The sequence below is a fragment of the Streptomyces africanus genome (genome assembly GCF_002150735.1).
Lineage (GTDB): Bacteria > Actinomycetota > Actinomycetes > Streptomycetales > Streptomycetaceae > Streptomyces > Streptomyces africanus.
This window is the reverse complement of record NZ_MUKA01000324.1, coordinates 1-11,089: the sequence shown is the minus strand read 5'-3', so window position 1 is coordinate 11,089 and position 11,089 is coordinate 1. Positions and strand designations below refer to the sequence as shown.

Genomic DNA, 11,089 nt, shown 5'->3' with positions numbered 1-11,089 from the left:
GTCGTCCTGCGGCTGCCGTCGCCGCGCACACCGACGGCAGCCGCAGGACGACCTCGCCCGGGTGGACGGTGAGGACGGCGTGCATCAACAGGTAGTACAGGCCGTGCACCGCGTCCACGTCGTGCAGCAGCCGCCAGATCTGCGGCACCGTGCGCTGCGCGACCTGGAAGGTGACGCTCTCGTCGCCCCACATGCCACCGCGGTCCAGGCCCCACAGCCCGATCGCGAGCATCGCCGCCATGGGAACCACCACGGGAACCGCCCCCGCACCGAACCGGCCGCTCCCCCTCGACTGTCCGCTCATCACGGCCCGATTCTGTGACGATGTTCCGACTTTGGTGACACTTGGTGGTGTGTTACCACTTTCATGTCATTCGCCCGGCTTACGATCCGCCGTAATGAATGCCGCCGTAATGAATGCCGCACAGAACCCCGAGAGGCCGCTCCCCCAGGTCGCCGTCGTGGTCATCGGCTACGACGACGCCGCCCATGTGACGGACGCCGTGCGCTCGGCGCTCGCCCAGGGCCCTGCCGTGCGCGAGGTGGTGGCCGTGGACGACTGCTCGGCGGACGGCAGCGCCGAGCTGCTCGGCCGGCTCGCCGCGTCGGAGCCCCGGCTGAAGGTCATCCGCCGCCGGGCCAACAGCGGCGGCTGCGGCACCCCGCGCAACACCGGGCTCGACGCGGTGACGTCGCCGTACGTGATGTTCCTGGACAGCGACGATGTGCTGCCGCCCGGCGCGGTCGACGCGCTGCTCGGCGCGGCGGCGGGCGCGCACGCGGAGGTCGCGAGCGGCCTGTGCGTGCGCCGGGAACTGCCGTCGGGGCGCGACGTGCCCTGGCAGGCGCGCCTGTACACGCTGCACGCCGTCGTACCGCACCCGGCGCAGCGCCCGCTCCTGGTCCACGACACGCTCTGCGTCAACAAGCTCTACCGCACCGGTTTCCTGCGCGAGCACGGCATCCGCTTCCCCGAGGGCCGCTTCCCCTACGAGGACGTCGTCTTCACCGCGCGCGTGCTGGCCGCGGCCCCGCGTATCGCCCTGGTTCCGGACCGGGTGTACGTCTGGCACGTGCGCCGGTCCGCCGAGCGGCTGTCGATCTCGCTGGACCGGGCCGGCGTCGGGAACTGGCGGGCCCGTACGGAGGCGTGCCGGCAGGCGTACGAGGCCCTGCTGGGCGCCGGGCAGAAGGAACTCGCGCGGGTCGCGCGCGCCAAGTTCCTCGACCACGACCTGCGGATGTACGTGCGGGAACTGGGGTTGCGCGACGTCGCCTACCAGCGTGCGTGGTGGGAGCTCACGCGGGCGCATCTCGCGGAGTACGACGCGGACGACTGGGCCCGCAATCCGGCCGCTCCCGGCCGGCTGCTGGGGCGGGTCGTCCTGGCCTCCCCGGAGCCGCGCGACCTGCCCCGGCTGCGGGAGCTGGCGGCCCGCCCGGCCCGGCTGTACCCGCCGTACGCCCGGGCCGCGGACGGCACGCCCGTCTGGTCGGAGGACCTCCCGCAGGTCTCCCTGGAGCCCCTGCTCACCCGGCCCGTGCATGTGCTGCCCCTGGCCGTCGACGCGGAACTGCGGCCACGCGCGCGGGGCGCCCGGCTCCGGCTGCGCCTGCACGAGCTGTACGGCCGTGTGGCGCGGGCGGGCCCGGAGGCGGTGGAGGCGGAGTGGCGGCACCGGGACGACGGGGGCGAGGCGGTCCGCCGTACGGCCGCGCTGGTGCCGGCTGCCGGCGCCTGGTCGGCGGAGACGACCGTGGACCTTGCCGCGCTGGCCGCGCCCGGCGTGGGCACCTGGGACCTGCGCCTTCGGATCCGCTTCCGCGACGGCGTGAGCCGCGAGGTCACGGCGCACGCCCTTACGGGCGCCGGTCTGCTGCGCCGCAGCGCCGTCCCGAACGCCCGGCACGGCGTGGTACTCGTACAGCCGTACGCCACCCACTCGGGCGCGCTGGCGCTGCGCGTGGCACCCGGCGTACGCGGTGTGCTGTCCGTCGTACGCGGCAGGCTGCGCCGCCTGCTTCACTGAGAGCGCGACGGCGTATCGGTACGGAGTACCACCGACAGGGCACCGCCCTGGGCCAACTGACGAGGGGACGGCCGCACATGACCTGGTTGATCACCGGCGGCGCCGGCTACATCGGAGCGCACGTCGTACGGGCGATGACCGCGGCGGGCGAACAGGCGGTGGTGTACGACGACCTGTCCACCGGCATCGCCGAGCGCGTGCCCGCCGGGGTGCCGCTGGTGACGGGCTCGACGCTGGACGGCGAGCGGCTCGCGCGCGCCCTCGCGGAGCATTCGGTCACCGGCGTCGTCCACCTCGCGGCGAAGAAGCAGGTGGGCGAGTCGGTGGAGCGGCCGCTGCACTACTACCGGGAGAACGTCGAGGGCCTGCGGGTCCTGCTGGACGCCGTGACGGCGGCTCGGGTGCCGTCCTTCGTCTTCTCCTCCTCGGCGGCGGTGTACGGCATGCCGGACGTGGACCTGGTCACGGAGGAGACGCCCTGCGTGCCGATGTCACCGTACGGGGAGACGAAGCTGGCCGGTGAGTGGCTGGTCCGGGCGACGGGCCGGGCGACCGGGCTGTCGACCGCGTCCCTGCGCTACTTCAACGTGGCCGGCGCGGCGAGCCCGGAGCTCGCGGACACCGGCGTGTTCAACCTCGTCCCGATGGTCTTCGAGAAGCTCACGGAGGACGCCCCGCCGCGCGTCTTCGGCGACGACTACCCGACCCCGGACGGCACCTGCGTACGCGACTACATCCACGTCGTCGACCTGGCCGAGGCCCATGTCGCCGCGGCCCGGGTGCTGCGCTCCTCCCCCGGCCGCGACCTCACGCTCAACATCGGCCGGGGCGAGGGCGTCTCCGTCCGCGAGATGATCGACCGCATCAACGCGGTGACCGGCTACGACCGGCCGCCCACGGTCACGCCCCGGCGCCCGGGCGACCCGGCCCGCGTCGTCGCCTCGGCCGACCGCGCGGCCGCGGAGCTGGGCTGGAAGGCCCGGCACGACGTCCAGGACATGATCACCTCGGCGTGGGAGGGCTGGGTGCGCCTGCATCCGGAGGCGGCGCGGGACTGATCCGAGCCGTCCGGCAGGACTACAACGCCTTCAGCGCCCCGGCCGTGGCCCGGGCCAGCGACCCCAGGTACCCCTTGGGCAGCTTCGGGCTGCGGATCACCACCGAGCGCCAGTAGAGCGGGCCGGAGATCAGATCGAGCGCCAGGTCGTGGTCGAGGCCCCGGCGGACTTCGCCCCGGGCCTCGGCCGCCGTGACGATGCCGGTCGCGACCCCGTCCTGGCCCTCGCGCAGGGCTTTCTGGAGGGCCTCGGCGATCTCGGGATTGCGGGCCGCCTCTGCCTGGAGGTCGGGGATGACCTGCGAGGCGACGGGGTGGCGCAGGGCCCGGGACGTCACCTCGTACAGCAGCCGCAGGTCGCCCTCCAGGGAGCCGGTGTCCGGCACGGGCAGGCCCTGCACGGCGAGTGCCGAGACGATGTCGAGGACCAGGTGCAGCTTGGAGCGCCAGCGGCGGTACACCGCCGTCTTCCCGACGCCCGCCCGGCGTGCGATCCCCTCGATGGACATCCGCGCGTAGCCGACGGCCGCGAGCTCCTCGAAGACGGCCGCCCGGATGGCTTCCGTCACGTCCTCCCGCAGTACGGCGGCCCCCGCGGGGGCCCGGCGGCGCGGGGGCTGCTGGGGCTCGTCGGGCTTCGTCGTCATGCCGACAGCATAGGGCGTCACGACGAAACGGTTGCGTTCCGACGTTGCGTTCCGACGTACGGACGACATACGCTCTCGTTGCGACGATACGGTCCCGTCCCGACGTAAGAAGTGGTGAAGAGTCCGGTAAGAACCGCCCCGTCCCCTCACCCTTCACGGCCCCATAGGTCCCACACCCCCCGAACGAAAGCAGCGGATGTGAGCCAGGTCCTCCACACACCGCCCCAAGCACCGGCCCCGGCCGACGACGACCTCGCGGCCCTCGCCGCCCGCCACGGCCTCTCCGTCAGCGGCGCCCGTCCCGCCCTGCCCGAGTACGTCCGCCAGTTGTGGGCCCGCCGGCACTTCATCACCGCGTTCGCCACCGCCAAGCTCACCGCCCAGTACAGCCAGGCGAAGCTCGGCCAGGTCTGGCAGGTGATGACCCCGCTGCTGAACGCGGCGGTCTACTACTTCATCTTCGGCGTGCTGCTCGGCACCAAGCACGGCGTGCCGGACTACATCCCGTTCCTGGTCACGGGCGTGTTCATCTGGACGTTCACGCAGAGCTCGATCATGGCGGGCACCCGCGCCATCTCCGGCAACCTCGGCCTGGTGCGCGCCCTGCACTTCCCGCGCGCCGCGCTGCCCCTGTCGTTCTGCCTCCAGCAGCTCCAGCAGCTGCTGTTCTCCATGGGCGCCCTGGTCGTCATCCTGCTCTGCTTCGGCGTGCCGGTCGGCGTGTCCTGGCTGCTGGCGGTGCCGGCACTGTTCCTGCAGTTCACGTTCAACGCGGGCGTCTCCATGATCATGGCCCGGATGGGTGCCAAGACCCCGGACATCGCCCAGCTGATGCCGTTCGTGCTGCGCACCTGGATGTACGTCTCGGGCGTCATGTGGAGCATCGACAAGCTGGCGCAGAAGGACAGCCTCCCGCACGTGGTGACGCTCGCGCTGGCGGCCAACCCGGCCGCCGTCTACATCGACCTGATGCGCTTCGCCCTGATCGACAGCTTCCACGCGAGCCAGCTCCCGGCGCATGTGTGGGCGCTCGCCGCCGGCTGGGCGCTGGTCGCCGGTGTCGGCGGATTCATCTACTTCTGGAAGGCTGAGGAGACGTACGGCCGTGGCTGACCTCACCAACGACAGGATCCCCACCGTCGTCGCCGACGGCGTCGACATCGTCTACCGCGTCAACGGCACCGGCGCCGGACGCGGCTCCGCGACCGCCGCCCTCAACCGCATCGTGCGCCGCAAGCAGACGGAGAAGGCGTCGGGCGTGCGCCGGGTGCACGCCGTGAAGAACGTGTCCTTCGTCGCCTACCGGGGTGAGGCCATCGGCCTGATCGGCACCAACGGCTCCGGCAAGTCGACCCTGCTGAAGGCCGTCGCCGGGCTCCTCCCCGTGGAGAACGGCCATATCTACACCGACGGCCAGCCCTCCCTGCTCGGCGTCAACGCGGCCCTGATGAACGACCTGACCGGCGAGCGCAACGTGCACCTCGGCGGCCTGGCCATGGGCATGTCCCGCGAGCAGGTCAGGGACCGCTACCAGGAGATCGTCGACTTCTCGGGCATCAACGACAAGGGCGACTTCATCACGCTGCCGATGCGCACGTACTCCTCCGGCATGGCAGCGCGGCTGCGGTTCTCCATCGCCGCCGCCAAGGACCACGACGTCCTGCTGATCGACGAGGCGCTGGCCACCGGCGACCGCTCCTTCCAGAAGCGCTCCGAGGACCGCATCCGCGAGCTGCGCAAGCACGCCGGCACGGTGTTCCTGGTCAGCCACAACAACAAGTCGATCCGCGACACCTGCGACCGCGTCCTGTGGCTGGAGCGCGGGGAACTGCGCATGGACGGGCCGACGGAGGACGTCCTGAAGGAGTACGAGGCCTTCACCGGCGACAAGTCTCCCCAGGCCAAGCCGAAGCCCAAGGCGCCCGTTCCCTCGTGAGGCGCACCCCGGCCGGTCCTTTTGCCGCATTGATGACACCATGACCGCATAAGGCCCGCCTGGTGCGCCGAGAGGGAGGAGCCCCGTGATGCCCGAGCTCAGCGTCATCGTCCACGGGCCGAACGTTCAGGACCATCTGACGGAACTCCTCGACTCCCTCGCCGCCCATCCGCTGCCGGACGCCGAGCTGATCGTGGCCGCGGTCGGCGACTGGGCCCGGGAGACGGCCGAACGGCACGCCCCGGATGTGCAGGTCGTCCCGCTGGCGGAGGGCACGGGCGACGCCGCGGCCCGGGCGGCGGGCGCGGCGCGGGCCTCCGGGCGCTGGCTGCACTTCGTCCACGCCAAGGACGGCCTGCCCGCCGGCGCCCCGCGCACGGTCGCCGAGCGGGTGGCCGAGCTGCCCGGCGAGGTCGACGTCCTCCTGCTCGACCACGCCCGCAGCACCTGGCACACGTCCGGCATGCCCTCCCCGGACGGCCCGCTCCTCGCCCGGGCGGGCCGTGCCGACGTCGCCCTCGACGACTGCGCGCCGCTGCTGCGCCTGACCCCGCTGCTCGGCACCCGCGTGCTGCGCGCGGACTTCTGGCGGGCGCACGAGCAGCAGCTCACCACCGACGACGAGCCGTACGCCGCCCTGGCCGCCCTGCTGCTCGCCGGCCGTGTCGCCTGCCTGCCGCACGTCGCCTACGAGGACCGCAGGCTGCGCCCCGCGAGCCTGCCCCCGGTCACCCCCGAGCAGCACTACGGCCTCGTCGAGCGCTACGAGTCGCTCCTCGACCTCACCCGGGAGCGCCGCGCCGCCCACGCCGCGCTCTACGACGTCATGGTCCGCGACTGCCTGCGCACCTTCGCGCGCGGCGGCATGCCGGAGGAGATCGCGCGGGAGTTCTTCCACCGGGCGTCCCTGGCCGCCCTGCGCCGCCGCCCCGAGGGCTACCGGCGCCCGGCCGGACTCGAGGGCGTCCGCCGCTCCCTGCTCGAAGAGGGCGCCTACGGCAGGTACCGGGCCTTCCAGACCGTCAACCGCACCCGCCGCACCGCCAAGTCGGCCGTACGGGCCCGCAGGCGGCAGGCCGGCGCCAAGCTCCGCGACCACCAGTACCGCAGGGCGCTCGGCCGCCCGGTCGACCCCCACCTGGCGGTGTTCGCGGCCTACTGGAACCGCGGCGTCGCCTGCAACCCCGCCGCGATCGCCGCGAAACTCGCCGAACTGGCCCCGCAGATCCACCCGGTGTGGGTGGTGACCGAGGAGAACGCGGCCCTGCTGCCGCCCGGCACCGACCACGTCGTGCCCGGCACCCGCCGCTACTGGGAGGTGCTGGCGACCGCCAAGTACCTCGTCAACAACGTCAACTTCCCCAACGCGGTGGTCAAACGCCCCGACGCGATCCACGTCCAGACCCACCACGGCACGCCGCTGAAGCGCATGGGCATCGACCAGATGGCGTACCCGGCGGCCGCGCAGGGCCTGGACTTCCAGGCCCTGCTGGAGCGCATCGACAAGTGGGACTACAGCGTCTCCGCCAACAGCCACACCACGCGCATGTGGGAGCGCGCGTACCCGTCGCACTACGTCTCCCTCGACCACGGCTATCCGCGCAACGACGTCTACTACACGGCCGGCGCCGAGGACATCCGCAGGGTCCGCGACAGGCTCGGCATCGCGCCGGGCCGCCGGGCCGTCCTCTACGCGCCCACCCACCGCGACTACGAGGCCGGCTGGACCCCGCGCCTGGACCTCGCCGCCCTCGCCGACCGCCTCGGCGAGGACACGGTCCTGCTCGTCCGCGGCCACTACTTCTACGGCGGCGCGGCCTCCCCGCTCACCAACCTGCGCCGCACGGGCCGGATCATCGACGTCTCCTCCTACGACCCGGTGGAGGAGCTGTGCCTGGCGGCGGACGCCCTGGTCACGGACTACTCCTCGATCATGTTCGACTACGCCAACCTCGACCGCCCGATCGTGATCCACGCCGACGACTGGGAGACGTACCGCACCACCCGCGGTGTCTACTTCGACCTGATGGCCGAGGCCCCGGGCCCCGTCGCCCGCACCCAGGAGGAGCTGACGGAGATCCTCGCGGGCGATGCCTGGCGCGACGAGGGCGCGGCGAAGACCCGGGCCGTCTTCCGGCGCCGGTTCTGCGAGTACGACGACGGGCGCGCCGCCGAACGCGTCGTCCGGCGGGTCTTCCTCGGCCAGGACGAACGGTCCCTGCCGCCGGTGCTGCCCATCGAGGAACGCACCCCGGCCCCGACCCCGCAGGAGGCGACCGCATGAGCACCCCCGACGTCACCGTGACGGTCATCGTCTACAACGACGCCGAACGCCTCACCCGCGCGGTCGACTCGGTCCGCCGGCAGACCCACGCGAACGTGGAGATCGTCATCAGCGACGACCACTCGACGGACGGGACGCCCGAGGTCGCACGGCGTCTGGCCGCCGAGGACCCCCGCGTCCGCCACCTCCGCCTGGAACGCAACAGCGGCGGATGCAGCGCTCCGCGCAACCGCGCCCTGGAGATCGCCCGGGCGCCGTACCTGATGTTCCTCGACAGCGACGACGAACTCCCCGAGGACGCCGTCGCGCTGCTGCTCGCCGCGCACCGCGAACGCGAGATCGACTTCGCGATGGGCGCGGTGCAGCGGATCCGGGTCGACAGCGGCCGCCGCTCGACGTGGATGCCGCACCTGGTCGCCGAGCGCCGCACCCTGGAGGGCATCGAGGCGGACCCGCGGCTGTTCTTCGAGCACCTCTCCACCAGCAAGATGTACGCCCGCGCCTTCCTCGACCGGCACGGCCTGCGCTTCCCCGAGGGCATCCACTACGAGGACCAGCTGTTCTCGGCGCAGGCGTACTGCCTGGCCAAGGCGTTCACGATCATTCCGGAGCCGGTCTACCGCTGGTACGTCGCCCCGTTCGCCGCCTCCGACACGGCCTCGATATCCAACCAGCGGCACAAGCTCGCCAACGTCCGCGACCGCGTCCACGTCCAGCACCTCATCGACGCGTTCCTGGCGGAGAGCGGGCACGAGTCGCTGCGGGAGGACAAGGACCACAAGTTCCTCAAGCACGACTTCCGGATGTACGCCGGTGACCTGCCCTACCGGGACGAGGAGTGGCTGTCCTCCTTCGCGGACATCGTCACGCCGTACCTGGACACGCTCACGCCGGGCGCGTTCGCCCGCCTCCCCCGCGCCGAGCGCGTGGTCCTCCAGCTGATCCGCGACCGCCGTCTGCCGGAGGCAAGGCTGGCGGCCCGGGGCCTGGGCCACGGCGTGGCCCCGAGGCAGGTCACGACGGACGGGGAGGGCCGCATGTACTGGGGCGACCGGATCCCCGCCTCCGCAGGGTCCCGCCGCGAACTGGACATCTCGGATCTGGAGCTGGAGACGCGCCCCTTCCCGAGCGCCCAGTTCCGCCACGAGATCACGGAGATCACCCGGGGCCCGGGCGCCTCGGTCGACCTCACCGTCCGCACCTACGACCCGGCCCTGCGCCTCCCGGTCGGCCCTCAACGCGCGACCCTCCTCATCGCCCCGGGCCGACGCCGGCTGCGCGTCCCGTTCCGTCTCTCGCCCGTCCGCCCCGGCCTCTTCGAGGGCCACGCCCACCTGGACCTGGCGGCGGTGCCGCTCCCCTTCCACGGCTTCGCCGGGGTCCGCCACCCCTTGCTCCGCCTGGAACACCAGGGCTTGAGCCACACGGGCCTGCTCCTGGCGCCCCTGACGTTCCCGGCCCTGACCACCCAGGTCCCCCACCACCGTCTGACCCTGGAACCGGAGGGGCACGGCCCGGGCCGCCTGCAGGTCCGCTGGGAACCACTGGGCCTGACGGCGGCCCTGATCCGCCCGCTGACCCGCCGGGTGGCACGGCCCCGGGTGAAGAGGGCGGCACGCCTGGTGGCGAGCGCGCTGAAGTAAGCCGGGCCACCAGAAGCCGGAACAGGCCGGGCCGAAAAAAATCCACGCGGATGTCGACGGGGATGTCGAGAACCCGCGTCCGGCTCCGTCCCCGGGGTGAACGCGACCACAATGGGTCGCACCAGGACCGAGGAGAACCACGATGGCCAAGTACCTGCTGCTGAAGCACTACCGCGGCGCCCCGGCTTCGGCCAACGACGTGCCGATGGACCAGTGGAGCCCGGAGGAGATCTCGGCCCACCTGCAGTACATGCGCGACTTCGCGGCCCGGCTCGAGGAGACCGGCGAGTTCGTCGACAGCCAGGCGCTCGCGCCCGAGGGAACGTGGGTCCGCTACGACGGTGAGGGGCGCCCGCCGGTCACCGACGGGCCGTTCGCCGAGACCAAGGACCTCATCGCCGGCTGGATGGTGATCGACGTCGACAGCTACGAGCGGGCCGTGGAGCTGGCCGGGGAACTGTCGGCCGCCCCCGGTGCGGGCGGGAAGCCCATCCACGAGTGGCTGGAACTGCGCCCGTTCTACGGCGTGCAGACCACCATCACGGAGTGACCACTCGGGTGACCCGGATGAACGAGGCCCTGCTCAGGAGCCTCACGCCGAGCGTGCTCACCGTTCTCGTCCGCCGCGGAGCCGACTTCGCGGCGGCCGAGGACGCCGTGCAGGACGCTCTGGTCGAGGCGCTCCGCATCTGGGCGTCCGATCCCCCGCGGGATGCCAAGGGCTGGCTGGTGACCGTGGCGTGGCGCAAGTTCCTCGACGCGACGCGCTCCGACACCGCCCGCCGACGGCGTGAGGACCGCGTCGAGGAGGAGCCGGCGCCCGGGCCGGCGTCCGCGGTGGACGACACGCTCCAGCTCTACTTCCTGTGCGCCCACCCGTCGCTGACCCCGGCATCGGCGGTCGCGCTCACGCTGCGCGCCGTCGGCGGGCTGACCACCCGCCAGATCGCCGAGGCCTACCTGGTGCCCGAGGCGACCATGGCGCAGCGCATCAGCCGCGCCAAGCGCACCGTCTCCGGCGTGCGCTTCGACCGGCCCGGCGACGTCGCCACCGTGCTGCGCGTCCTCTACCTCGTGTTCAACGAGGGCTACTCCGGCGACGTCGACCTCGCCGCCGAGGCCATCCGGCTCACCCGGCAGCTCGCCGCGTCCATCGACCACCCCGAGGTGGCCGGGCTGCTCGCCCTCATGCTGCTCCACCACGCCCGGCGCGCCGCCCGGACCGCGCCCGACGGCAGCCTGGTGCCGCTCGCCGAGCAGGACCGCGGCCGGTGGGACACCACGTTGATCGCCGAGGGCGTCGGGATCCTCCAGGCGGCCCTCGCCCGGGACCGGCTGGGCGAGTTCCAGGCCCAGGCCGCCATCGCGGCACTCCACGCCGACGCGCCCACCGCCGAGGAGACCGACTGGGTCCAGATCGTCGAGTGGTACGACGAGCTCGCGCGCCTGACCGACAGCCCGGTCGTCCGGCTCAACCGCGCGGTCGCCGTCG

Annotated in this window: 9 protein-coding genes and 1 pseudogene; 8 read left to right on the top strand and 2 right to left on the bottom strand. The window is 72.7% G+C overall.

The window, feature by feature from the left end; all coding sequences use genetic code 11:
- Positions 1–241 (bottom strand): annotated as a pseudogene (locus tag CCL05_RS33460) (glycosyltransferase family 39 protein); the annotation flags it as partial.
- A gap of 172 nt (positions 242–413) precedes the next feature.
- Between CCL05_RS33460 and CCL05_RS33455 the strand changes: the two are divergent.
- Positions 414–2,030 carry a glycosyltransferase family A protein gene (locus CCL05_RS33455; RefSeq protein WP_086564410.1) on the top strand — a complete coding sequence of 539 codons (1,617 nt, stop codon included), beginning with the start codon at positions 414–416 and terminating at the stop codon, positions 2,028–2,030.
- A gap of 77 nt (positions 2,031–2,107) precedes the next feature.
- Positions 2,108–3,088, top strand: coding sequence for a UDP-glucose 4-epimerase GalE (gene galE / locus CCL05_RS33450; RefSeq protein WP_086564409.1), 981 nt, complete (start codon positions 2,108–2,110; stop codon positions 3,086–3,088).
- Positions 3,089–3,107: 19 nt separating this feature from the next.
- Here the strand turns inward: galE and CCL05_RS33445 are convergent, their stop codons facing one another.
- Positions 3,108–3,734 (bottom strand): TetR/AcrR family transcriptional regulator, encoded by a 627-nt coding sequence (locus CCL05_RS33445; RefSeq protein ID WP_086564412.1) that lies wholly within the window; start codon positions 3,732–3,734, stop codon positions 3,108–3,110.
- Between the two features lie 198 nt (positions 3,735–3,932).
- Between CCL05_RS33445 and CCL05_RS33440 the strand changes: the two genes are divergently transcribed.
- From CCL05_RS33440 to CCL05_RS33415, 6 genes are all read left to right on the top strand, one after another.
- On the top strand, positions 3,933–4,847 hold the full coding sequence (locus CCL05_RS33440; RefSeq protein ID WP_086564408.1) for an ABC transporter permease: 915 nt from the start codon (positions 3,933–3,935) through the stop codon (positions 4,845–4,847).
- On the top strand, positions 4,840–5,670 hold the full coding sequence (locus CCL05_RS33435) for an ABC transporter ATP-binding protein (protein WP_086564407.1): 831 nt from the start codon (positions 4,840–4,842) through the stop codon (positions 5,668–5,670). The genes CCL05_RS33440 and CCL05_RS33435 overlap by 8 nt, the downstream gene beginning before the upstream one ends.
- Before the next feature lie 88 nt (positions 5,671–5,758).
- On the top strand, positions 5,759–7,954 hold the full coding sequence (locus CCL05_RS33430; RefSeq protein WP_086564406.1) for a CDP-glycerol glycerophosphotransferase family protein: 2,196 nt from the start codon (positions 5,759–5,761) through the stop codon (positions 7,952–7,954).
- Positions 7,951–9,597, top strand: coding sequence for a glycosyltransferase family 2 protein (locus tag CCL05_RS33425; protein WP_086564405.1), 1,647 nt, complete (start codon positions 7,951–7,953; stop codon positions 9,595–9,597). Before CCL05_RS33430 ends, CCL05_RS33425 begins: the two co-directional genes overlap by 4 nt.
- Before the next feature lie 142 nt (positions 9,598–9,739).
- A complete protein-coding gene (locus CCL05_RS33420) occupies positions 9,740–10,147 on the top strand; it encodes a YciI family protein (RefSeq protein ID WP_086564404.1) in 408 nt (135 codons plus the stop codon).
- Positions 10,148–10,164: 17 nt separating this feature from the next.
- A partial coding sequence (locus CCL05_RS33415) for an RNA polymerase sigma factor (protein WP_086564411.1) occupies positions 10,165–11,089 on the top strand: 925 nt, incomplete at its 3' end.

Excerpts from the sequence above, each read along its gene's own strand:
- CCL05_RS33445 (WP_086564412.1), bottom strand. The coding sequence starts at position 3,734 with ATGACGACGAAGCCCGACGAGCCCCAGCAGCCCCCGCGCCGCCGGGCC.
- galE (WP_086564409.1), top strand. The coding sequence starts at position 2,108 with ATGACCTGGTTGATCACCGGCGGCGCCGGCTACATCGGAGCGCACGTC.
- CCL05_RS33455 (WP_086564410.1), top strand. The coding sequence starts at position 414 with ATGAATGCCGCACAGAACCCCGAGAGGCCGCTCCCCCAGGTCGCCGTC.
- CCL05_RS33425 (WP_086564405.1), top strand. The coding sequence starts at position 7,951 with ATGAGCACCCCCGACGTCACCGTGACGGTCATCGTCTACAACGACGCC.
- CCL05_RS33420 (WP_086564404.1), top strand. The coding sequence starts at position 9,740 with ATGGCCAAGTACCTGCTGCTGAAGCACTACCGCGGCGCCCCGGCTTCG.
- CCL05_RS33430 (WP_086564406.1), top strand. The coding sequence starts at position 5,759 with ATGCCCGAGCTCAGCGTCATCGTCCACGGGCCGAACGTTCAGGACCAT.